Source organism: Moorena bouillonii PNG (assembly GCF_001942495.1).
GTDB classification, from domain to species: Bacteria; Cyanobacteriota; Cyanobacteriia; order Cyanobacteriales; family Coleofasciculaceae; genus Moorena; species Moorena bouillonii.
Map to the genome: position 1 here is coordinate 3474597 of NZ_MKZS01000001.1, position 24571 is coordinate 3499167.

General features: G+C 44.3%; 20 protein-coding genes and 1 pseudogene. 8 read left to right on the forward strand and 13 right to left on the reverse strand.

All coding sequences use genetic code 11. The annotated features are described in order from the left end of the window. Positions 1-544 precede the first annotated feature (544 nt). The 3 genes from BJP37_RS14165 to BJP37_RS39205 are packed head-to-tail and all read right to left on the reverse strand — an operon-like array spanning position 545 to position 2992. A complete protein-coding gene (locus BJP37_RS14165) occupies positions 545-2329 on the reverse strand; it encodes an ABC transporter substrate-binding protein (RefSeq protein WP_075899648.1) in 1785 nt (594 codons plus the stop codon). Beyond that, on the reverse strand, positions 2326-2631 hold the full coding sequence (locus BJP37_RS14170) for a hypothetical protein (RefSeq protein WP_143727614.1): 306 nt from the start codon (positions 2629-2631) through the stop codon (positions 2326-2328). The genes BJP37_RS14165 and BJP37_RS14170 overlap by 4 nt, the downstream gene beginning before the upstream one ends. A gap of 58 nt (positions 2632-2689) precedes the next feature. Further along, entirely contained in the window at positions 2690-2992 is a 303-nt protein-coding gene (locus BJP37_RS39205; RefSeq protein ID WP_158069582.1) for a hypothetical protein, read from the reverse strand. 428 nt (positions 2993-3420) lie between these two features. Here BJP37_RS39205 and BJP37_RS14180 point away from each other — a divergent pair, with 428 nt between their 5' ends. From BJP37_RS14180 to BJP37_RS36550, 5 genes are all read left to right on the forward strand, one after another. Then, a complete protein-coding gene (locus tag BJP37_RS14180; protein ID WP_075899654.1) occupies positions 3421-4707 on the forward strand; it encodes an AAA-like domain-containing protein in 1287 nt (428 codons plus the stop codon). A gap of 50 nt (positions 4708-4757) precedes the next feature. Continuing rightward, positions 4758-7745, forward strand: coding sequence for an ABC transporter substrate-binding protein (locus BJP37_RS14185; protein WP_229415312.1), 2988 nt, complete (start codon positions 4758-4760; stop codon positions 7743-7745). 251 nt (positions 7746-7996) lie between these two features. Then, positions 7997-11002, forward strand: a complete 3006-nt coding sequence (locus BJP37_RS14190) for an ABC transporter substrate-binding protein (protein ID WP_075899659.1) — start codon at positions 7997-7999, stop codon at positions 11000-11002. A gap of 240 nt (positions 11003-11242) precedes the next feature. Continuing rightward, positions 11243-12265, forward strand: coding sequence for a bifunctional riboflavin kinase/FAD synthetase (locus BJP37_RS14195; RefSeq protein ID WP_075899661.1), 1023 nt, complete (start codon positions 11243-11245; stop codon positions 12263-12265). 664 nt (positions 12266-12929) lie between these two features. Continuing rightward, a complete protein-coding gene (locus BJP37_RS36550) occupies positions 12930-13262 on the forward strand; it encodes a hypothetical protein (protein ID WP_143727615.1) in 333 nt (110 codons plus the stop codon). A 301-nt stretch (positions 13263-13563) separates the two neighbouring features. Here the strand turns inward: BJP37_RS36550 and BJP37_RS43560 are convergent, their stop codons facing one another. Next, entirely contained in the window at positions 13564-13689 is a 126-nt protein-coding gene (locus BJP37_RS43560) for a hypothetical protein (protein WP_269087003.1), read from the reverse strand. Positions 13690-13896: 207 nt separating this feature from the next. On the opposite strand from BJP37_RS43560, the gene BJP37_RS14200 reads away from it, so the two are divergent. Together BJP37_RS14200 and BJP37_RS14205 are read left to right on the forward strand one after the other, a co-directional pair. Then, positions 13897-14187 carry a hypothetical protein gene (locus BJP37_RS14200; protein ID WP_075899663.1) on the forward strand — a complete coding sequence of 97 codons (291 nt, stop codon included), beginning with the start codon at positions 13897-13899 and terminating at the stop codon, positions 14185-14187. Between the two features lie 220 nt (positions 14188-14407). Further along, positions 14408-15352 (forward strand): lipase family protein, encoded by a 945-nt coding sequence (locus BJP37_RS14205; protein ID WP_075899665.1) that lies wholly within the window; start codon positions 14408-14410, stop codon positions 15350-15352. Between the two features lie 27 nt (positions 15353-15379). Here the strand turns inward: BJP37_RS14205 and BJP37_RS14210 are convergent, their stop codons facing one another. Continuing rightward, complete coding sequence (locus BJP37_RS14210; RefSeq protein ID WP_075899667.1) at positions 15380-15640, reverse strand: hypothetical protein; 261 nt, start codon at positions 15638-15640, stop codon at positions 15380-15382. Positions 15641-16218: 578 nt separating this feature from the next. On the opposite strand from BJP37_RS14210, the gene BJP37_RS14215 reads away from it, so the two are divergent. Further along, positions 16219-16419, forward strand: coding sequence for a hypothetical protein (locus BJP37_RS14215; RefSeq protein WP_075899669.1), 201 nt, complete (start codon positions 16219-16221; stop codon positions 16417-16419). Between the two features lie 259 nt (positions 16420-16678). Here BJP37_RS14215 and BJP37_RS14220 read toward each other — a convergent pair. The 8 genes and pseudogenes from BJP37_RS14220 to BJP37_RS14250 all read right to left on the reverse strand — a co-directional run bounded on the left by BJP37_RS14220 (position 16679) and on the right by BJP37_RS14250 (position 24569). Next, positions 16679-17871: pseudogene (locus tag BJP37_RS14220) on the reverse strand (ISAs1 family transposase). 110 nt (positions 17872-17981) lie between these two features. Beyond that, a complete protein-coding gene (locus BJP37_RS14225; RefSeq protein ID WP_075899671.1) occupies positions 17982-18806 on the reverse strand; it encodes a filamentous hemagglutinin N-terminal domain-containing protein in 825 nt (274 codons plus the stop codon). Between the two features lie 148 nt (positions 18807-18954). Further along, positions 18955-19659: an ABC transporter ATP-binding protein gene (locus tag BJP37_RS14230; protein ID WP_075899673.1), complete on the reverse strand. Its 705-nt coding sequence runs from the start codon at positions 19657-19659 to the stop codon at positions 18955-18957. 366 nt (positions 19660-20025) lie between these two features. After that, positions 20026-21297: an ABC transporter permease gene (locus BJP37_RS14235; protein WP_075899675.1), complete on the reverse strand. Its 1272-nt coding sequence runs from the start codon at positions 21295-21297 to the stop codon at positions 20026-20028. A 17-nt stretch (positions 21298-21314) separates the two neighbouring features. Then, positions 21315-22823, reverse strand: a complete 1509-nt coding sequence (locus BJP37_RS14240; RefSeq protein ID WP_075899677.1) for an HlyD family secretion protein — start codon at positions 22821-22823, stop codon at positions 21315-21317. Between the two features lie 3 nt (positions 22824-22826). Continuing rightward, the gene (locus BJP37_RS14245; RefSeq protein WP_158069583.1) at positions 22827-23504 is read right to left on the reverse strand and encodes a vitamin K epoxide reductase family protein; all 678 of its coding nucleotides are present in this window, start codon (positions 23502-23504) and stop codon (positions 22827-22829) included. Then, positions 23501-23758 carry a hypothetical protein gene (locus BJP37_RS34440; protein ID WP_081431189.1) on the reverse strand — a complete coding sequence of 86 codons (258 nt, stop codon included), beginning with the start codon at positions 23756-23758 and terminating at the stop codon, positions 23501-23503. Before BJP37_RS34440 ends, BJP37_RS14245 begins: the two co-directional genes overlap by 4 nt. A 37-nt stretch (positions 23759-23795) precedes the next feature. Further along, positions 23796-24569: an ABC transporter gene (locus BJP37_RS14250; protein WP_075899679.1), complete on the reverse strand. Its 774-nt coding sequence runs from the start codon at positions 24567-24569 to the stop codon at positions 23796-23798. Positions 24570-24571: the final 2 nt, after the last annotated feature.

Sequence of the window (24571 nt, forward strand, 5' to 3'; positions counted from 1 at the left end):
AGTAGGGAATCGGGAATCGGGAATCGGGAATCGGGAATCGGGAATCGGGAATCGGGAATCGGGAATCGGGAATCGGGAATCGGGAATCGGGAATCGGGAATCGGGAATCGGGAAGAAGTTTTAATGGTTTAATATTTTAAATTTAAGGTTTAATGTTGAGCTACGATTTCTAGCAATTATCTTTACCATGAGGGACAAATGGATCCCCCTAAATCCCCCTTAAAAAGGGGGACTTTGAGGTTTATAATTTTACCTTATACATGCAATAAAAGCTATATAGTATTTCTAAATAGATCATGAAGCCCAATCCTTATTGATCATAACATCAAAAACTGCTCGTATTGATTTCCTACTATTCCCTCTTCCCTATTCCCAGATCCGCTGCTCCCTGCTCCCTGCTCCCTATTCCCAATGAAATTGATCATAACATCAAAAACTCCTCGTATTGATTTCCTACTGTTCCCAGATCCGCTGTTCCCAGATCCGCTGTTCCCTGCTCCCGACTCCCCACTCCCGATTCCCGATTCCCGACTTCCCAATGTTATCATTCTGAAATTTTCAGTTCATCAATATTCCAGAATGCGCCTCCTAGAGCGGAATATTCAATTCCTTCTATGGAGTTACGAACTGCGGTCATGGAGAGAGGATTAATCAGATAAATATAAGGCAAGTTTTCTAAATTAATCCGTTGGGCTTCTTGATAAATCTTTTTGCGATTGTTTTCATCTAATTCTTGAGCGCCTTGGATATAAAGGTCACTTATTTTTTGCTCCCAATCGGCTATTTTACGACCTTGAATGGGGGATTGACCAGGGAAGGGTTTTTGATTAAAGCTGTGCAAGCCCCCATCCACAGACCAGATATTAGAACTATTATTGGGTTCAAAGCCACCGCCACTAAAACCAAGGAGATGGCATTCCCAATCTAAACTATTGCCGAGTTTGTCTACCAGGGTATTGAAGGCAATGGGAGTAAAATCGACTTGAATGCCAATTTTACTGAGGTCTTGCTTAATCTGTGCTCCCATGGCTTCTCGCAGCTTATTCCCAGCATTAGTCATTAAGGTGAAACGGACTCGATTACCTTGGCTATCGAGCAGTTCCCCTTCGTCATTGTAGTTAAAGCCCGCTGTTAACAGTAATTTCTTGGCTTTTTCGGGATTATAGTCATACACGGGTAACCCCTCTTCTGGTGACAGATAATAGGGGCTTTGCACGGGTATATTAGAATATTGCGGCGCACCTAACCCCCGATACAAATTATTCAGCATGGTTTGCCGGTCTATGCCATAGGCAACGGCTTGTCTAAATTCGAGAGTATTAAACCAACGGGACTTAATCGGATCTACTAAAGGCTGTCCATCCCGGCTACCGGTGTTGAGATTGAAGGAGATAAAACTGGAACTGAGGGTAGGACCACCGATGTGGATGGTAAAGTTACCCTTTTTTTCCTCTTGCTTGAGCAGGGAATAGTATTCAGGGGATACACCCAGAGAATCTAATCCGCCCGAACGAAACTGAATGAAGGATGAATCCGTTGATTCTACAATTTCCCAGATCGCCCGCTCAATATAAGGTTTCTGGTTTCCCTGTTCATCCTTTTTCCAGTAGTAGGGATTACGGTCGTAAACCACCCGCTGACTGGTGCGGTAGAGTTTAAGTTTGTAAGGACCGTTGACAATAATATCATCTGGATCCGTATCTACCCCCCACATGGTCAAAAACATTGGATTCCCTTCTGAATCTTTGGTTTTCACGGATTCTTTGAGCACATGAGCGGGTAAGACCGGTAAGCCAGTATTGCGGAGAAAGGGCGCAAAGGGTTCAGGGACAGCAAATTCCACCCGACGCTGGTCTATCTTTTTGACCGTTGGTAAGGCTCGACTCTTGCCAACCCGGAGGATATCTCTTGAATCAGTGGGAATTTCTGGGTTGAGGTAGATGTCATTGTAGGTAAAGACGACATCATCAGTGGTTAAAGGCTCACCATCTGACCACTTTAGCCCCTCCCTCAAGGTAAATAGGATTTTAAGTTTATCGTCGGAAATCTGCCAGGATTCCGCTAAACCCGGGATTATTTCCCCGGTAATGCCATCAGTGTCTACTAAACCCTGAAAGGTAAGACCAAAAATATTGGTAGCACTTTGGTTGAGGGCATAGTTAAAGGTATTTATGTCACTGAGAATACTCTGGACTATTTGGGGAACATCAGCTGCCTTGGTTTGAAATTGGCTGATGCTACAGCCAGGCAGTGCGATCGCAAAACTCACAGCCAGGAAAATTCCTAGAAAACGATACCAGAGAACTACAAGAGAATTACCAGAGATCATATAAGAAAGGAAACAGGGAACAGGGAGTAGGGAATAGGGAGTAGGGAATCGGGAATCGGGAATCGGGAATCGGGAACTACTACAATCAACTCTGTACTAGCATACCAAGCCGCGTAGGGTGCGTTAGGGGCGGGCTTGCCCTGAGGTTCCACCTCGTAACCAATGTTGGAATAGTCCGCCCCGTAACGCACCAGCCAAGGGCAAGCACTCATGTTCCACCTCTTCGGGCCTAGTGCGATCGCTTTTTGCTGAGATCTGGCACCAGTACAAAAAAACTTAATATCGGAATCAATAACAATCAATTTAAGTTCTTAAAGAATCAAATTTTATTACTGTTCCCTGTTCCCTATTCCCTGTTCCCTACCTCACGAGGCTCAGAGGCTCGTTCACGAGGCCCAGAGGCTCGTTCACGAGGCCCAGAGGCTCGTTCACGAGGTTCAGAGGCTCGTTCACGAGGTTCAGAGGCTCGTTCACGAGGTTCAGAGGCTCACCGTTAAGGTTCTGAGGCTCACCGTTGAGGTTCTGAGGCTCACCGTTGAGGTTCAGAGGCTCACCGTTGATATCCAAAGACTCACCGTTGATATCCAAAGACTCACCGTTGATATCCAGAGACTCACCGTTGATATCCAGAGACTCACCGTTGAGGTTCAGAGGTTCGTTCACGAAATTCCTAGGGTTATACCCAGTCTGACAGAAAAGAGATATAGTTAATTGTTCTGAGGTCAGTTTTGTCGGAATTTGTTAATTTCGGACTTGGGCAGCAATATTGCTGGTTTATTGATACTGTTTTATTAAGCACAGCGTGCATAATTAATCACCTACTATAATTTTATGTAACCCTTGCAATCAAACTAATTTTAGGTGTTAAAAATGTATAATTAATTGTGTGTAATTGCTGATTTTTAACAAAGCTTAAAGCAACATGGAACTGTTGAGCGATCTGAGGTTGAGAAATATTGCCTTGAGCACAATCAATAATTTTTTGTCTAGGATCAAATTATAAGGCTTTCATAGTTCTTTAGTAGAATTCCCAGAGGGTTCTAATTGTAGCTTGCTAGCTTGGGAAACGCTATATGGGAAGCATAACTATCATGGAAAATCCTTTTGTCTATGGTCAGCCAGTTTCCCCAGAGCGTTTTGTGGGACGACGATCAGAAATTCTGGCTGCCTTTGATCAAATCTATAACCGCAGTAACTTAGCCCTTTGGGGGGGGCCAGCCATGGGCAAGACCTCTTTCCTGGAATTCCTGGCTTCCCCCCAAGTTTGGCAACACTATGGACAAGACCCATCCCAGGCTGTGATCGTGCTCCTGAGTTGCGAGAGTATTCAACCTTTTACAGCTTCTGGGTTTTGGCAAGAAGTGTTTAATCTGCTCCAAGAGGAATTAGACGGTGAGCCAGACCTCCAGGAACAGATCCAGAGATTGCTGAATCAGGGCAAAGCAACCACTAGGGGCATGCGCCAAGTATTGCGGAAGCTTGGACAAAGCCACAAATTATTAGTGTTGCTAGTAGATGACTATGATTGCGCACTGCGGGAAAACCAGAACTATACTCATGCTGACATGGAAACCTTTGTCATGGAGTGTCGCAGTCTTGCCTATCACTCTCGGGAGAGGAAATATCTATCCATGATTGTAGCCTCACTCCGCCCTCTCAATGAACTTGGTCCTGTTCTCAATCCCAATAGTTCTCCCTGGTACAACCATTATCTGTTCCAATCCCTCAAGCCATTCACTGAAACTGACATTGATCAATTAATGGTAATGGCTGGTATCCCAATCACCCCAGAATTACGGGATTTGACCCGAGAGATTGCTGGTGGACATCCGGCTCTACTCCAGGTTGCTGGTTATTTGCTTTATCGAGAGCTAAAAACTAGCAAAGCTCCTGATGCCCAAGCCTTTGTTCAGGACTTTGAAGGTACTACCCGACCAATTTTTGAAACGATTTGGAAACGGTGCAGCGAGGTTGAGCAAGCCCTATTGATTTTGATGGCATTGTTCAAGTTAGACGGTCGTCTCCATCATAACAAGCACTTTGACTTGAAGGGCATTGAGGTAATCTTTAGCCAAAACCAGCGAGAATTAATTAACCTCGCCGAACAAGGGGTAATTACTAACCAAAACACACTAGGAGTGATGATCAGCCATCAAGACTTATTATTTAGCTCATCCATTATGGAGCGGTGGTTGATTCAGGAAATTTTGCAGACTCATAATCCGTTAATAAAAGATAGGCAAAAAGTCTTTCTCAATCTGCTCAGCCATACTCAAGCTCAGAAAGTGATCGAGGCGATTAAGTGGCTATGGCACCATCAAGAGAAAGTCAAGACTGCTCTGGCATGGGTGAGTAAAGTATTAGCTGCATTGTCCTGACTTGAAAGGGCAGCAAACCTTGAGTGGTTTAGATAAGAGTTAAAGGAATCATGAATAGCCTACGAATGCTTAAGAATTACCCTAATCCTCCTAATCCTTATATTATCGGGAGTATAATTGATTACCCAGAGAATTTTTTTGGACGGGAGAGTCTGTTTCGGTTTATCGAAGACAACCTGACTCACAGGAAAAAGGTGATCTTACTCCATGGTCAACGAAGGATTGGCAAGTCATCGGTCTTGGAACAAATTCCCAACAAAGTTGCTAACGATCAGTTTGTTTTTGTTAACTTCGATTTGCACAGCTACATTAACAAACCCTTGAGTCGTCTTCTCCATGACTTGGCTCAAGACATTAGTGACCAGTTGGTTGATGACTTTGATCTAGCTCCCGATTATCTTACTCCCCCCTCAGAACAAGAGTTAGTAACTGATCAAGCTATCTTCTCTAATCAATTTTTGCCTAAGGTTTATCGGGAATTAAACGATAAAAACCTAGTATTATTACTGGATGAATTTGATGTTTTAACTAACCACAATATCCCGTCAGCAGAGCCGAATTTTTTTCCCTATTTAGCTGACCTGATTAAACAGCACAAGCAATTATTTGTAATTGCGGTAGTGGGACGGAATCTGGATGATCTGCCCACTCTACTCAAGGTGTTTGGGAGTTCACCTTACCAGCAAATTGGTTTTCTGAGTGAGATCAGTACTAAACGACTAATTACTAAACCAGCTGAAGGTGTACTGATCTATGAATCCCAAGCCATCAAAGCCATTTACCACCTATCAGCAGGGCATCCCTATTTTACCCAAGTCCTATGCTTTACTCTGTTCTCGAAGGCTAGGGAGAACCAAAACTTTAGGATTTCTGGCCTAGATGTGGAGCTTATAGTCAACCAGGCAATTGAGAGGGCTCAAGGGGGGTTGGCATGGTTGTGGGATGGCTTACCGATCCCAGAGCAAGTGGTATTTTCAGCGGTGGCCGAGGCTCAACAAAGAGCTATCTCCCAACACCAGCCGGTGCCAGAACACCCATTATCTTTCCTAAAGCGCTATGGTGTAATCCAGACTAAGTCCCTGTATCACGCAGCCAAACGACTTCAAGGCTACGGTTTCGTCGATGACACAGAATGTAGACTAAAGGTGCCATTAGTCCGCCGCTGGTTGGTTCAGAATCACCCACTACGGCAAGAGATACTAGCACTGGAGAAACTAGACCAAGACCAAACTGATCCGATCTATCAACGAGCCACTGCACTGTATCAACAGGGGGAAATTCATAAAGCACTAGTGCTCTATGACGAGGTGTTACAACTTAATCCCAATCATTTCAGCGCTCTGTTGATTCTAGCTCAGGGGTATCTCCAGGTTAACAATTTCAGGAAAGCCATAGAACTCTATAGAAGAGTCTATCCAGTTAAGCCAGTACAAAGCAAAGAAGGATTGTTTCGATCGCTACTAAATTATGGAGATCAGTTGATTGAGCAAGAAGCGCTCACAAAAGCCCAGACGTGTTTTCATAAAATGTTGGACATTGACCCTGACGATCAATTAGCACAGCAGAGACTAGACCAGATTGAAGCTCTTAGTAATCCACCTATCACTCCAGTTGATAATAATCCAAATCCTCCTAGGTTAGGCATTGGCAAACTAGCAGCAGCTCTAGCCATAATTACTCTAGTTGGTGTGGGGTTTTATAAGGTATCAACTCCCTGTGCAACTGGTGCCCAGAAAGTCTTCGGGATTAGATGTATCGCTACTCCTATTAGTCGGGGTGAGCACAGCTTATTTCCTAGAATTGACAACAAGGAAACAATTGACCTTGCTACTCAAGCATTCCGAAACGCAAACTATGCCGAAGCGGCTCAGAGTTTTTACCAAGCTTGGCAGAATAATCGCAATGATCCAGAATTGCTGATTTACTACAACAATGCCCGAGCCCGTCAACAAGGGTTTGATCCATTCACTATCGCTGTGGTAGTGCCCATCGACCAGTCCAAAGATAGGTCAAAAGAAATATTGCGGGGGGTAGCCCAGGCTCAACATCAGTTCAATAATTCAGGGGGATTAAATGGTCGATTCCTGGAAATTGCGATCGCAAACGATGGCAATGATCCAGTCAAAGCTAAAAAAATAGCTCAGGCTTTGGTTAAGGACAACTCTATCCTGGGGGTAATTGGAGATAACTCTAGTAATGCCACTAAAGCTGCACTCCCTATATATGACAAAGCTGGTTTAGCGATGATTTCCCCCACCAGCACCAGTACTGATTTAACCAGTCTTGATATCAAGAACAACGTGTTCTTTAGGACAGTTCCTTCTAATCGAGAACTTGCAAAAAAACTGGCTGACTATGTCAAAATTCAAGCTGGCTTAGACAAGGTGGTAATTTTCTATGATGCTGACAGTGTCTATAGTCAAGATCTCAAAGAAAAGTTTCAAACACAGTTTGAACAACTAGGGGGTAAGGTGGTTCGGGAGATTAAATTAAACAATCCCGACCTGAATATAACTGAAGAACTCACAAGGAGTCTCTCTCAAGATCAAGTCAAGGCCGCGATGTTATTCCCGAAGGTGGAATCGGTTAATACAGCTATTAATATTGCTAGAGTCAACGCTAACCTAGATCAGCCAGGGCTGAGGCTGTTCGGTGCTTCTACTTTATATGAAAATAAAACCTTGACACAGGGTAGGGAAGGAGTTGAAGGGTTGACTATAATAGTGCCCTGGTTTAGGGAAGCACTAGATGCCCAAGGCTTTTCTAAAGCAGCTAAGGAACTATGGCGAGGCGATGTTAGCTGGGTTACTGCCACTAGCTTCGATGCTACTCAAGCCTTTATTCAGGCTTTTTTCCAGGACGCCAACCGAGAGATAGTTCTAAACAGACTCCGCAATATTAATCTTGTAGGGAGTGATACTTCCGGGTTACCTTTGCAGTTTACTAGCCAAGGGGAGCGTGAGAGTGAACCTGTCCTGGTGGAAGTGGTTGACAATGAATTGAAATTCATTGCAGAGCAATACGAAGAGGGGGATTAAAAAGTTCCCCTGATCATCAAGCTTGAGTGCATACAACCTAAGTCTCCTTGACCAAGACTGACTAACAATACTGACTAAAATATTATAGGTATACTCTGGGGAATAAATCTAAACATACCAACCATCATCCTAGGGAGTTACCTATCAAAAAAAGTTATACAAAACCTCAAAGATTTGGTAGTACCAATTATTTATTAATTAATAATAACCTCACTACTAGTATATCTCTGCTCTATCGGAGATGAAAAAAAATGAATTCAAAACTTCATAGGAATCCCTATATTATAGGTCGTCCAATTGATGACAATGACCAGGATTTATTTTGCGGAAGGCGAAACTTATTTCAGTTTATTAACCATAACCTCAGGAATCAAACCAAGGTGATGATAGTGTACGGTCAACGGCGGATTGGTAAGTCTTCCCTACTTCGTCATATTCCGACATCGGTAGACTTAGACAACTTTGCCTTTGTGCCTTTTGACCTCGAATCCCACAGTCACAAACCTCTTGGTGAGGTCTTGGAGGAGCTGGCCACAGAAATCCTTGATAGCTTGGAACTAGACTCTCCTGAAATACCCTGGCCTGACAGTACTGCCCTAGACACCAACCCCTCCCTCTTTTCTAACCAGTTTTTACCCCAAATCTATCAAAGCTTGGGTAACCAAAACCTAGCGTTATTGGTGGATGAATTCGAAACCTTCAATAGCCAAAGTAATAGGCCACATAATAACCAAGATAATAACCAAGATAATAACCAAGATAATCAGCTAATATCCCAGCATTTATTTCCTTATTTAAAATCTTTAGTTGCTCGACAGGATAATCTATACCTGATTCTCTGTGTCGCACAGGAATCCAAAGATTTACCCGATTTACTCCGAATATTCAAGGATGCGCCAAGCCAAGAAATTGGCTTACTTGATCAAGAAAGTACCCAGGAGCTGATTACTAAACAAGCCACAGGACTAATTACCTACGAAACTGCTGCTATCCAAGCTATTTACAATTTATCAGCCGGGCATCCTTATTTTACCCAAGTCCTATGCTTTGCTATTTTTAGTAGAGCTAGGGAGCTAGAACAGTGGCACATCACGGCAGAAGATGTGGACAAGAGTGTAGACCAAGCCCTAGAAAATGCTAGTGCTGGATTAGCATGGATTAGAGCCGGATTATCTATTCCAGAACGAGTAGTATTTTCCGCCTTTGCCGAGGGGGATAATACTGTTAAAAATAGTTCAGACCGGCGATTAAATCTGCTCGAAAACTACGGCGTTATTTCAACAACCTCCTTAAGAACAGCACCAGACAAACTAGCGGAACGAGGTTTCTTAGATAAACCTAAATATAAAGTAACCATTGAATTTATCCGGCGCTGGTTGATTAAACGTTACCCACTCCAGCCAGAAATCCTAGCACTAGAAAAACTAGGGCAAAATCAAACTAATCCCATCTATAAACAAGCCACTGCCCAGGATAAACAGGGGGAAATTACCAAAGCCCTAGGGCTATATGAACAGGTTTTGGAACTAAACCCTAATCATTTTAGTGCTGTCTTTGCCCTAGCTGAAGGATATCTAGAGTTGGGAGAGTTTGAGAAAGCAGTTACCTATTACGAAAGATCCTATAAGGTTGACCAAATCCGTAACAAAGATGGGTTGGTGCGATCCCTACTAAATTATGGCAATCAGTTAATCGAGCAACAAGCCTTTACAACAGCAAGAGAGCAGTTCACCCAAGTATTGAAAATTGCTCCAGAAAATCTATCCGCACAAGAAAAACTACGGGAAATTGAAAATTATTTAGGTAAATATAATCGATTACCTAACAATACTGACCCTAATCAAGGGAATTGGTTAAGTAAACTAGCATTAGGAGTAACAATCATTTCCTTGGTTGGTGTGGGATTTTATAAGGTATCAACGCCCTGTCCAACCGGTTTCCAGAAAGTCTTCGGGATGAGATGCGTCGTTACTATTAGTCGGAGTATTAGTCGGGGTGACCACAGCTTATTTCCTAGAATTGACAACATCGAAAAAATTGACCCTGGTACTAAAGCATTCCGAAACGCAAACTATGGCGCAGCGGCTAACTGGTTTAAGCAAGCTTGGCAGGCTAATCGAAATGATCCAGAATTGCTAATTTACTACAACAATGCCCGCGCTCGTCAACAGGTGTTGGAACCATTTACTATTGCTGTGGTAGTGCCCATCGACCAGTCAGAATCCACGGCAAAAGAAATATTGCGGGGAGTAGCCCAGGCTCAAGATCAGTTTAATAATTTAAAGGGATTAAATGGTCGATTCCTCGAAATTGTGATCGCTAATGATGGCAACGATCCAGCCCAAGCCAAAACCATAGCTCAGGCTTTGGTTTTGGACAACTCTATCCTGGGGGTAATTGGACATAACTCTAGTGATGCCACTAACGCCGCACTCCCTGTATATGACCAAGCTGGCTTACCAATGATTTCCTCCACCAGTGCCAGTAGTGATTTAACCAGTCTTGATGTCAAGAACAACGTGTTCTTTAGGACAGTTGCTTCTAATCAAGCACTTGCAAAAAAACTAGCTCAACATGTCAAATCTCAAGCTGGCTTAGACAAGGTCGTAATTTTCTATGATGCTTACAGTATCTATAGCAAGAGTTTAAAAGAAGAGTTTCAAATACACTTTAAACAACTAGGGGGTGAAGTGGTTCGGACTATTGAATTAAACAATCCTAACCTGAATATAAATAAGGAAGTCAACAACAGTCTTTCTCACGATCAAGTCAAGGCCGCTATGTTATTGCCGAGGGTCGAATCGATTAATACAGCTATCGATATTGCTAAAGCCAACGCTCACCTAAACCCTAACCCTAACAACCGAGATCAGCAAGGGCTTAGGTTGTTCGGTGCGTCTACTTTATATGAAGATAAAACCTTGAAACAGCCTAAGCAAGCGCTTGAAGGGTTGACTATAGTAGTTCCCTGGTTTAGGGAATCACCACAGGCAATAAACTTTTCTACAGCAGCTAGCCAACTATGGCGAGGGGATATTACCTGGCAAATTGCCACTAGCTTTGATGCTACTCAAGCCTTTATTCAGGCTTTGTTCCAGGACGCCGACCGAAAGCTAGTTCTCAACAGACTTCGCAATATTAAGCTTTTAGCTAATGATACCTCTGGGTTACCTTTGCACTTTACTGACCAAGGGGAGTGTCAGAGTGAACCTGTCCTGGTAAAAATGGTTGACGGTAAGTTTAAATTATTGAAATAAGTTAATCGGGTAATAATAGCACTACCCATTAAGGTGTTTGACATTGATACGTAAGTATATGCGCTACGCGAACAGCTATCAGCGTGTTGCGTATCAACTTATGGGCTACGCCCAAGCAACTTGAGTAACTATTGGCCAACGGCTGACGGCTGACGGCTGACTTCTGACTTCTGACTTCTGACGCTAAGCGTAGCGCTCATCCATTGCCTACCAAGGGCGAAATATGTCAAAATATTAAGCGTGTGGATTACATCATCTCTAACTACCGCGTTAACACCAACCGCTGTTGCCCTCGGAAACTTTGACGGCGTCCATTTGGGGCATCAGCAAGTTATTGCTCCCATTTTACCGAAGCCAGTTACCGCTCAAGCTCAAGCTCTGGCATCATCCAATCTTGAGCAATTTAGTAACCCGGACACCAGTAGCCCAAATCTAGACCCAAATCTAGAACTAATCTATCCCACAGTAGCCACCTTCAATCCCCACCCCCGAGAATTCTTTTCCGGTCAAGCCTGGAAGCTGCTGACACCACCAACGGAAAAAGCCCAACAGTTAAGTGCGTTGGGTGTGCAACAGTTAGCTCTATTACCCTTCAACCGGGAGCTAGCTTCCCTGAGTCCCCAGGAATTCGTGGAAAAGATTTTAGTCAAGCAACTCCGGGCAAAGCAAGTCAGTGTGGGAGAGGATTTTTGCTTTGGCCATAAGCGAGCTGGCACCGCAACGGATTTGGATGCGATCGCTTCCGCCTACGGTATTACCGTCCACATCGTATCCCTGTACAAACGTCAAGAGCAACGGATCAGTAGTTCCATCATTCGCCAATCCTTAGCCCAAGGGGATATCGACCAAGCCAACCGATTCCTAGGACGCCCATACACCCTAATCGGAATAGTAGAGAAAGGTCAACAACTCGGTAGAACCATAGGATTTCCCACCGCTAACCTCCACTTACCCCCAGACAAATTTTTACCGAAGCTAGGGGTTTACTGCGTCGAAGTCTCCCATACCCCTGAATCCTCTAACCTAGACACCAACTTATCCTCCCATCCTGGTGTCATGAATATTGGTATGCGCCCCACGGTCAAGGGCACCAGTTTAACCGTCGAAGTTCATCTATTCGATTGGTCCGGAGACTTATATGGCCAAACCCTAACCGTAAGCCTCCAGAAATTTATCCGCCCCGAACAAAAATTTTCCTCCCTAGACCAGCTCAAAGCCCAAATTCAGAGAGACTGTGAAGCAGCTAGGGATTTTTTTGGTTAAGGGAATCGGGAATCGGGAATCGGGAATCGGGAATCGGGAATCGGGAGTCGGGAGTCGGGAAAAAATGCTCTGTACCTGATTAGGCTAGAAACCCCTGTTGACGATTACCCATCACCTATTAGCATAACCGAAAAATCCAGGCACTATTTGGCAAGTGATTAACCAGAGCGGTCAGCGGTCAGTGGTCAGTGATCAGCCGTCAGCCGTCAGCCGTCAGCTTTTAGCTCACGCTACTTGAGGTGCCGTCAGCTTAATTTTATTCAAAAGCTGTTGGGTGTAGCTTGGCCACAGGCCTTTGGCTAATTGCTGATTGCTGATTGCTGATTGCTGATTGCTGATTGCTGATTGCTGATTTCTGATTGCTGATTGCTGATTGCTGATTGCTGATTGCTGATTGCTGATTGCTGATTGCTGATTGCTGATTGCTGATTGCTGATTGCTGATTGCTGATTGCTGATTGCTGATTGCTGATTGCTGATTGCTGATTGCTGATTGCTGATTGCTGATTGCTGATTGCTGATTGCTGATTGCTGATTGCTGATTGCTGATTGCTGATTGCTGATTGCTGATTGCTGATTGCTGATTGCTGATTGCTGATTGCTGATTGCTGATTGCNTTTCGTTTATGGGATCGCGTTTTCGTTTATGGGATCGCGTTTTCGTTTATGGGATCGCGTTTTCGTTTATGGGATCGCGTTTTCGTTTATGGGATCGCGTTTTCGTTTATGGGATCGCGTTTTCGTTTATGGGATCGCGTTTTCGTTTATGGGATCGCGTTTTCGTTTATGGGATCGCGCTTTAGTTTATGCGATCGCGTTTTCGTTTATGGGATCGGGTTTTCGTTTATGCGATCGCGCTTTCGTTTATGCGATCGCTTCTGTATTAGTGATGCGATCGCGCTTTTGTTTATGCGATCGCGCTTTTGTTTATGCGATCGCTTCTTTCGTGGTGATGCGATCGCTTCTTTCGTGCTGATGCGATCGCTTCTTTCGTGGTGATGCGATCGCTTCTTTCGTGGTGATGCGATCGCTTCTGTATTAGTGATGCGATCGCTTCTGTATTAGTGATGGGATCGCTTCTTTCGTGGTGATGGGATCGCTTCTTTCGTGGTGATGGGATCGCTTCTGTATTAGTGATGGGATCGCTTCTGTATTAGTGATGGGATCGCTTCTGTATTAGTTATGCGATCGCTAATCCCGCAGCAAAACCCCAAGACCAAATCAGTTTGACTGGTGGTGCGTTACGGTGCGGACTATCCCAACACTGGTTACGAGGTTGAACATGCTGGCAAGCCCGCCCCTAACGCACCCTACTCGACTCGACTCCCGATTCGGGGTAAGAAACTTGCATCAACCTCATAAGTATGATAAACCCCATCTCCCCATCTCCCCATCTCCCCATCTCCCTATCTCCCCATCTCCCCATCTCCCCACACTCTTGTGAATTCCCATTTTCCCAAAAGCCTTGCTAGCTTATAGGAGATAGGGCATGTTCTAAAACTGATAGCGGTTTTCATATTAATGAAGTACACAAACCGATGTTTGCCCTGCTCCCTGCTCCCTGCTCCCTGTTCCCAGATCCGCTGTTCCCAGATCCGCTGTTCTCGACAACTGCCGCGAAGTCTATTAAATTGTGTTTCAACTCCTTTACGTACTGATCTATGCCCTCCAGCCTTATCTAGACCTGATTTGCTTTTGTTTGGCTTGGGGGCTAATGATGATTCTAGCTTGGACCGTTTTGTCAGCAGTCCGAGAAAGTTTTGCTGTTGCCAAACGACTGCATCAAATTCCCTGTTCTAACTGTCAGTTTTTTACTGGTGATTATCGTCTTAAATGTACCGTGCATCCCTCTGTTGCTAATTCTGAGGCAGCAATTAATTGTATGGACTTTTGTGAAAAAAATAATTACATGACAAGAGTTTAAAAGACTCGACGGTAATGCCATGGGCTTCATCCTTGCTAGTGGGGAGGGAGCCTATATAGCAATCCTAAATTATTTGTAAAATCACTGGAATTGTTAAAAACTGGTGCTTTCTCCCTTCCCTTCTGCCATATGCCGTTTGCTTCCTGCCTTAAAGCAGACCATTTCTTTCGCAAATCAGATAGGATTGCTATATATAGCAATCCTAATGAAAGCATGCGTGATGGATAAGACAATTACTTACCTCACAACTGCTGACCTTGATTCCACTAGGGCGATCGTTTTAGCGCAAGCAAGCGGTCTAACTTATGATGCTTTTGATAAGCAAAACCCTGCTGAGTGTCTTGAGGTGTCTCCACCGGATGGTTATGATTTTGTAGACTACTGGACTGGTGTTGATGCGATTTTTAATAAATACAAAACTGTTGAGTGTTATGGTCTAGTGTTTCGATCTCAGCAGTCTCCTTACACTTATATATTTGCTTTTAGAGGTACTTCTTCGACAGAGGATATAATAGATAATTTTGGTGTTAATCATACAAAATTTTTACCTTATCAGGAAGATGTTGTAGTGCCATCTGACCTTAGGGTTGAATCAGGTTTCTACCATATCTATTCCAATAGTGATGGGAACACACCCTCGATGCAGAATCAAGTGTTTGCCCTAGTTGATAAATATCAAGCATCTGAAAAACCGATCGATACTCTGTATATTACTGGCCATAGTTTAGGCTCTACACTGAGCACTTTCTTCACACTTGATATGGCGTTGTCTAGACCAGATATCAAGTCTGCAAGCTACAACTATGCTTCCCCTCGTGTAGGCAACCAAGCATTTGTAGAATTTTATCAACAACAGGCACCGCAACAAAATCCGGAGACACGAACTATTCGTATCCAAAATGTTTATGATAAAGTTCCTTGTGTCCCATTTAAACGTGAAGGATACCAGCATTTGCCCTATGCCTATCTAGTTTCATTTTATCGAGACAACTTAATGGGTAAATTTGATGTTATAGACAATCATCATCGCAAAAATTATAAAACTGTTTTTAATTGTGCGTTGGAAAGTGAAAGTGGCTTTTGTGAGAGAACCTTTGACTACGATCAGGGCAAAACGATGAAGTCGGTGAAACCAGATCCTAGTACAGTCTGTACATATTGGTAGCTTTTGGTCTGGCGTTATATCCTTACCTCACTTTACTATCTCCTTGGCATCAACTTGGCGATCATAGTCTTCCATGTCTCCATCAATTTCATCACGATAGGCTGCTATATCTGCTAGCACCTCATCAAACAGAGGATTATTTGCATACATACCAGCAAATTCCATCCAAGGATGTTGATTATTGGCAGATTCAACTTCCAAAGAAATGATATCTGCTTGAGCTAAACGCTCAGTCAAAAGTTGGCGAATATTAGCGTTAGCTTCTTTTTTTTTCTCAATCCTGCCCATAGCGCATAAGCTGATAGCTGATAGCTGATAGCTGATAGTTTACGTTATTATAGCAAATCAATAATTTATATTTTATCGTTACAATCTCCGCGCTTATTAAACCTTATCTATTTTAGGAGCTACTGCTCCCAGCGCTATCGTTAAAATTACTAGTTATAGCTATTCTCTCTGCCATGAGGTAAAAAATGATCCCCCTAAATCCCCCTTAAAAAGGGGGACTTTGAGGTTGATAAGCGTACCTCATAAATGCAATAAACGCTATCACAAAATACTAGTAAAAAAAAGCAATTTTCTGAAAGAGACGCTACGCGAGTCACGTAAACCTTCTGCGCTTATGCGATTGACCTGCATGTCACCCTACGCGAGTCACGCGAACCTTCCGCGCTTATGCGATCGCTAATTTTTTAAAAGCGATTATCTGAAAGATACGCTACGCGATGAAGCAAAGCTTCCGCGCTTATGCGAACGCTTATTTTTTATTAATCCTAAAACTCCCAAAAAAAACTTTTCAAAACCCTTGACAATTAAAATCATAATCATTAAAAGAATCAATATAAACCGAAATTAAATTTTTTATGATGTCACAACAATTCAGCCAAAACTTCAAGAAACAACCTGCTCAACACACTCTGAAAGGTTCTCGTCAATCAGTACTTTATAGTATGCAAATGCTTTACGCCCTAGGCTATGCAGAGATTGCGGAATGGACCCCTCTGGAACCGACTGATGTTCCAGGAGAAGTTATCACTACAATAACCAAGTATTGGTTGTTGCCATAACACCTTAATTTTCTGGGGGGGTTTCCCCCCTGGCCAGGGTAATCGCATCTTAGTAGAGTTCTAAAAGTACAGTAACCTGACCTAAAATTTGACTGTAGAATTGCTGATTATACCCTCAGAAAAGTTAATGGTACTCGTTTGTGTGTACCAGTCCTGTTAGTCAACACTCCTGGAGCCTAACCGGCTTCGGTTAATAGATTCAGTCCATCACCTCCAATGATTGCTCCTCAACAATCTTGCATCACCCTCAAAAAATGCCTCACTTCGCCGCACTGGCGGCCAGGATTTTGATGATAGAGTCATTATCCATCCCCGCCCTATAACGCTTCATCTTGAGACTCTGGCGGGAGGGTTCGCGATCCACGCAGGTTAACACTCAGGCGGCGCAACAGCCCTAGATTTTCGCTTCTCATAGCCCTGGCGAACCCGACTGGCATCTTCATTAAAAGTGACATCCAGGACACTTTGTAGACCATTTTCAACACCCCAATGGGAGCGAATTACCTGGTTGTGTTGCTGGCCATCGGGTTCGAGGGCACTGAGGTAAAACTGAGTTTGTGTCGTGGTTTTGTTCCATAACTGCCGCCTTCGCTTCACCATCACCACGCTGGTTAAACCTTGCCATTGTGTTTGCCGATGCAACGGGGGTAGTTGACTCACAGGCACCGCCCACACCTGACGGGTTTCTAAGCGGTGATGCCCGGCCTCCACCGTTTGGTGGTAACTCAATTCAATCCCTTGCCAGTTCTGGTCTTCGGCCATAGCAAACCACTGTTCCACCTGCTGACTAAGCTTGCCCTGGTTGCCCTTGAGCGCCAGGACATAGTCCCCACCAGCTTCCTTAATTTGTCGGGCAATGTTGGTTTGGGTGCCCATGGCATCGAGAGTCACCACCGCTCCTTTGAGGTTCAGCAACTTGAGCAGCAGTGGCACTGCTGTGATTTCATTTGATTTACTCTCGACTTTTTGTTGGGCCAACACCAGTCCATATTCGCTGCTCCAGGCACTGACGCTGTGAAGCGCTTTGAGGTCGTTGTTACGGTCATAGGAGCCTTTGGCCGTCTTACCATCAATATGAATCAGTTCAATATTCAAGCTCTCGGTGATGCTGCCCACCCAACTCAGGAAGCTGGCTTCGAGTTGCTGGGGATCGAGAAGGCCAAACACCCGACCAAATGTATCGTGAGATGGTATTCCATGAGGTAAGTCTAAAAATGTTTCCAGCCACTGTAGCTTGGCTTTACCGTAGGTTTCGATGGCCACAAACCCATCGGCACCCGCAATCACAGCCAAAATGGCTATGGTAACAATCCCGACAAGATTATGGTCGATTCTGCTACCCACACGGGGATCCTCGAGATGCTCAAAATGATTGAGTACACTCTTTTTCAGGATCTGAGCCTCATGCTCATTGTGAGTGTTAAGAACGGGTCTGCCAAAACCTTTTGCCATGATGAGTGACGAGAAAATACAACCCTTTACACATCCTAGGTTACCCTTGATGAGAGATGAAGGACTTGTTCATGCAACCGTTTTTTTTGTCAAGTACAATTTATCCCAAATTAGATGCGATTACCCTGTATATCTGCCCGTTCTACACTATCAGGTATTACTAAACTTAAGTTATTAGCTGTATTAGCTGCAAAATTGAGTCCAACGTTTCCTGGTGCTGCTAAAGAAGCTAACTCAACGTTCCCATTATAAGCCCTTAGTCCACCACCATCGATGTTGATATTTCCACCTACAAGCAGTAGGGTACGACCGTTGGGTACTCTTAAACCTCTGACATTTTGACCAGCAGGATTAAGACCAGCTTGTGCTTGGGACTGATTAGTAATTGTTGTTGCCTGATTAATTTGATTAAAGAGCAACGCTGAAGGCTGAATTGTTAGCAATTGGGAAGGGGTTTGTAGACTAGACGCGCTGAAAAAACCGTTTTCACTAAATCTAATTGCATTCGCCGTTGTCGCTACAAAGGAACCACCAACATCTAACTGGGCATTTCGCCCAAATACAATTCCAGCAGGATTCATTAAAAATAAATTGGCACTACCTTGTGCGCGAATCAATCCCTGGATATCTGATGGCGTTCCCCCAGTAACTCGTGAAAAAATATTCACAATTGGGTTTGTATTCAGAAAATCGGCAACGCCTCCATCTGGGACATCAAAACGACTAAAACTGTGGAATAAGTTTGTACCACCAACAGTTGTTCCGCCTGTAATTTGATAGATTAAGTCGTTTTGGTTTACGGTTGTACCCAGGGATGGGTCTGCAATTACTTGAGCAACGGCAGGAGTGATGATGTTGGCGATCGCTCCGACACAACCGAGTATTCCCCCTAGCGCCTGCTGCCAAATGCCATTTCCCCAGTACACACCCTTCATCTCAAGTTTCTCCCACCCATTTCAAAATTTTGCCATTACCTAACCTAAACAAGAAGTAAATAATTTCGTCCTTGCTTCCTGTTCCCTGCTCCCTACTCCCTGCTCCCTAAAACCCAGAACTTTATACCTCATCCAATTCAAAACCGCTCTAAGTATTGAGACTGATAGATTTCAGAAACATTTGCTCATCCCGATCCACTACCAAACCATCCTGCATCTGAATAATTCGTTGGGTTTGGGCAGCTACATCATGTTCGTGAGTAACAATCACGATGGTGATGCCTTGTTGGTTTAATTCCCCAAGCAGATCCATGACTTCCTGGGAGGTTTTGGTATCTAAGGCTCCGGTAGGTTCATCTGCCAACAGCAAAGCGGGGCGATTGACTAAAGCACGGGCAATGGCAACCCGTTGTTGTTGTCCCCCAGAAAGTTGGCTAGGACGGTGGTGAAGGTGGTTGCCCAAACCCACTCGACTCAAGGCTTGCATTGCCCGTTGGCGTCGTTTGGGTTTAGGTACATTGGCGTAGACCATGGGTAGCATAACATTCTCAAGGGCTGTAGAGCGAGGCAAGAGATTGAATTGCTGAAACACAAAGCCAATGCGCTGATTGCGGATATAGGCAAGTTCGTCATCATTTAGGGTTGTGAGGTTTCTGCCTTCAAGGGCATAGCGTCCTGTAGTTGGGCGATCGAGACAACCGATAATGTTCATTAATGTGGACTTTCCAGAACCAGAAGCCCCCATAATGGCAATGTATTCTCCTTCTTTAATTGACAAGTTAATGCCCTTGAGAACTGATACCTGGACTTCCCCCATATCATAAATCTTAGTAATCGCTTCCATCCAAATCATAGTTTTTAATCCTATTTTTTTAGCAAAGGGAACAGGGAACAGGGAACAGGGAACAGGGAGTAGGGAACAGGGAGTAGGGAACAGGGAACGTAAGCATTCAGCTATCAGCTATCAGCTTAAGCGCTACGCGCACGCGTGCGCGTTCAGCTTTTGAATAAGCGATGCAGCAAGGGAACAGGGGGTTTCCCCCATGAGCGACTGCATCAAGAAAACAGGTCAGCTTTCGTATCTGAGTTATGTCACAGCGTTGAAGCCTGTGCCACAAAGCTGAACGCGCACGCGTGAGCTTTTAGCTCACGGCTGACGGCTGAATGCTGAATGCTTACCAGGGAACAAAAATTATCACAATTCCTACACTGATCCTTATTAATCAGTCCGTAAAGCAACGATTGGGTCTAATTTGGCGGCATTATTTGCAGGTATTACTCCAGCTAGTAATCCCACAATACAAGACAGCCCAAAACTAGAAATGACTGACCACAGAGAAACCACAAACGGAAATTGGAAAATAGTGGCTGCGCTGAAAGCCAAGGCTATTCCGAATCCCATGCCAATCACTCCCCCCACACCAGAAACCACGACAGCTTCTGCTAAAAATTGCTTGAGAATTGCTGTTTTGGTAGCTCCTAGTGCTTTACGAATGCCAATTTCTCGCCTTCGTTCCACAACAGAAGCCAACATAATATTGGCAATACCAATTCCGCCAACAACTAAAGAAATTCCAGCAACTGCTCCCACCATTACCGTAAATAAACCCACCACACTATTTAAGGTATTGATCATGTCTGTTTGGTTAATGATTCTAAAATTATCGGCTTGGGGTGGATAAATATTATGGCGCAAGCGCAAGAGATTGGTAACTTGAAATTGAGCTGCACTTAAACTCGATTCATCAGAGGCTTTCAACCACAACCCATTGATGGCAATCCCGGCTAGGGCATTATTACCAATAAGTCGCGCCGACATATTCGTCAACGGAATATATATTTGATTATCTTGGTCTATTCTTCCTACCGCACCCTTAGATTCCATAACACCAATAACGATGTAACGCTCTCCCTGAATGCGGATATTGGCACCAATTGCATTTGCCCCCGGTTCAAACAGTTGTTCCCGTAACTTAGAACCAAGAACAACCACTGATTTACTAGAGAGCAAATCATCCTGATTAAAAAATTGCCCCGACTGGGGATAGATGTTCTTGACCTCCGGGTAACTCAAATCTGTACCGATGACAGTAGTTAATATATTCTTGCCACCATAGACTACGGAGACATTAGGCTTTTGCAAGAATGCAGACACCGCACTAGCCGTAGTCACCTGTTCTTTAATTGCCCGTGCATCCTCCCAATTTAAACGTGTTCCCCTACCAGTACTACCTAGATTGATGCGACTATTTCTGGGAGTATCAGGGAACACCAGCATGACATTTGTACCCAAACCCTGTAATTGCTGCTCGGTTGCCTTTTGCACTCCCTGACCAAGGGAAGTAATAGCAATTACCGAGGCAATCCCAATAATGACACCCAGCATGGTCAGCCCTGTGCGTAATCTGTTACTCCACAAAGCCTCCAGCGCCATGACTAAGACTTCTACAGTGGATGCTGTACTAAAGCGAATCTGAACTGGTGTAGCCATTTTTCCACACCTTGTAATTAACGTGAACGTGAACGTGAACCGGGAAAAGGAGGTGGGGTAATAGATTGCGGTCGGAACCCTTCTGGGAAATTTATAAACACTCTTTCGGTTCCCTGCAAACCTGATTTGACTTCTGTTTTGTGATTAGCAGTAACGCCAGTCACTATGGGAGTGAAGATAGCTTGATTATTTTCTCCTGTTACAAACACACCTGTAGCATTCTCCTGGCGGACAATTGCCACTGTCGGTACCACCAAAGCATTTAAGAGTGTGCCTACTTTGAACTCCAGATGGACATTCATCCCAGAACGCAAAAGTTGTTGTGAATCCGAGACAATGGCCACCTTAACCTCAAAGCTGGTAACATTCTGTTCTACAACTGCCTGGGCAGCAATTTGTGCCACCCGTCCGGTAAAGGTTTTTCCTGAGTAAGCATCAACAGTAATGGTGACGTCTTGTCCCAAGCGGATTTTGGAAATATTACTTTCTGCTACGTATGCCGTTACTACCTGGTTACTAGAAGCTAGGGACAAAATTGAAGAAGAGGTAGCGGATAAGACAGAACTACCTGCGGTAGTCGGGCTGACAAAGGCACCTGGATCGGCATACTTCCTAGCAACAATGCCAGTGAAAGGAGCGCGAATGACCGTATCTGCTATCTGCGCCTTGGCATTTTGCACAGCCCCCTCGGCTTGCATCACTCTAGCCCGGGCTTGGGCAATGTCTTCTGGGCGTGCCCCTGCTTTGGCTAGTTTGAAACTTTCTTGTCTCTGCATCACTCTAGCCCGGGCTTGGGCAATGTCTTCTTCCCGTGCCCCTGCTTTTAGGAGTAGCAAAGCTTGCTGGGCTTCGTTTACCCCTGCTTCGGCTGTATCACGAGCCGTCCGGACTTGATTAAAATCTTCCACAGAAATAGCACCAGCCGTTGCTAATTCCTGCTTGCGCTGGAGGTCATCTTCAGCTTGTTGCAGATTTGCTTGTGCTTTTTCTAATCGTGCCAAGCCCTGAGCAATATCTTCTCGACGATTGCCAGCCAGCAACTTTTCCAAATTTGCTTGTGCCTCAGCCAGTTGTGCTTGAGCTTGGGCAATATCTTCTCGACGATTGCCAGCTAGCAACTTTTGCAGATTTGCTTGTCTCTCAGCTAGTTGTCCTTCTGCCTGAGTTAATTGCCCGGTGAGATTGGAGTCATCCATATAGGCAAGAATTTGCCCTTTTTGTACGCGATCGCCTTCCTTGACTAACAGAGTTTTCAGCAATCCTGTAGTTTTAGGGCTAAGATTAATCGCACGTTCGGGCTCAATGACGCCATTAGCAGAAACTGTGACCGCTAGGTTCAGTTTTTCTACAGATACAGTTTGCGTTTGGGTTTTTGCTTGTTGATTTGGCAGGGCAACCCGCTGGCGATAAGCTGCATAGCCTCCTCCAAATACGAGGCACAAAAGGAGTAGTCTTAGCAGCCATTTAGCTAACCTATTTTTACCAAAATTGAAATCTACCAATGGCTGATTTGCCTGAAAAGCCATGATTCACTCCTTTTCTGGCACTGCTTGACTAGAATAATTCTGAAAGTTATGGGAACCTTTGTAGTCAGATAAATCGGCTAACGTCTGCAATGATTGTTTCCCTAAATACAACTGACCGTTAATCTCCCAAGTGGGAAAACCTTTAATCTTGGCGGCCTTGCAGAGGTCTGGGCGAGAGTTTTTACCTTTAGCATCACACTCAATGTAATTCACTTGGCTCCAGGCACCTTGACCAAACATTTCTTTTTGCTCATTGCAATGATCGCACCAAAATGCACCATACATTTTCGCTTCTAGTTTTTGCAAATGCTCTGCTAGAGCCATGTGTGCTTCACTAGAAGAGCTGGTTATAGTATAGTTGATTTCCGTGGCAGAGCGACTGATATTCCCCAGGGTATAAAGACCCAGTAGCCCAAGGAGCAACAGTATCACCACCATAGTTACCGTGAGCAGTTGTTGTCTCAATTTCTGCCAGCCACCAGCGCTCAAGGCTAGAATAAACAAGCTCGCTGACAATAAAGTAGACATAATACAAAAGCTACACTTTTCGTGGAATTCAAACAGTGTCGTATATAGCAGGTAACTACTGACAATTAGCATTAATGTCCCACCAACTGCTAGTAACACAATTGTCCACTTTTCTAAGGGAGAGCGGAACTGTTTATGTACTTTTGAATTCACAAGCAGGGGAGCGATCGCGAAACCACCATACTAATGCAAGCAATTAAGCCTAATAAGGTGATCGGTGAACTCAAGATGGCAGCATCGGCACTGGTGGGAGGTAGATTGCAACCGCTGGGACGACAAGTAGAATTACTTTGTGTTAATTGAATGATTTTGGGATAGGCAGTTGCTACAGCACCCAAAGAGGCTATTCCTGCGATCAGAGGGCGAGACCAGCGATGCATCCAGTGTAGAAAAGGTTGGTGTTTCATAACAATTCCTGGAAAGTATAGTGTAGAGAGTAGAGAATTAATATCCGCTTAATATTCCGTTTTGCTTAGCTTGGCGTTCCGCCCATTGAAAAACCAGTAACCCCAAGGAAAAATAGACTATGCCATTGAGTAAGGCAAGGGCAAACTCCGAGATATCTAAACTTTGATTGCTTACCATCAGTTGGCGCAGTCCATCTGCACCCATTGTCATTGGTAACAATAGTCTTAACCCTTGGAATCGGCTCAGCCATGTTTCTGTAGGCACAGCCAGCAAAAACAAGAACGTAAACTGGAAAAGTCCTAACACTTGCTCGACACGTTTGAACACTAAGGCCAAAGCACCCATCAAGAAGGAAAGACCGTAGGCTCCTAGTAACAAGGTACACAGAGGTAAGAGTAAACTGGGAGGAAAGCTGAGACGGGTTCCAGTTACGAGAGTGATCAGCAGCAATAGACTGACATTTAAGATAAGACGTAAGGCCAGACTAACGACAGTTCTAGCTAAAAAAACTGTGGCAGCACTGAACGATGAAAGGAAAACCTGTTCTAGGGTTCCAGTTTGGGCTTCTATTTGTAAAGTAATGGCAATATCATTAATAACAGATAAGACTAAAACCCAAAGCACATAACCGACGACAATGGTATCAATTCGATTACCAACACTTAGTTGGGGCCCAGCAACAAACCGAACGCTGATAAACATTCCATAAAAAATGAATGTTGTGACGGCGACGGAGGAAAATGCTTCAACTGGATAGCGGATAAACTCAGTCCAAGTACGCTTGAATTCAGCCCGGAGCAATTGCAGCATGG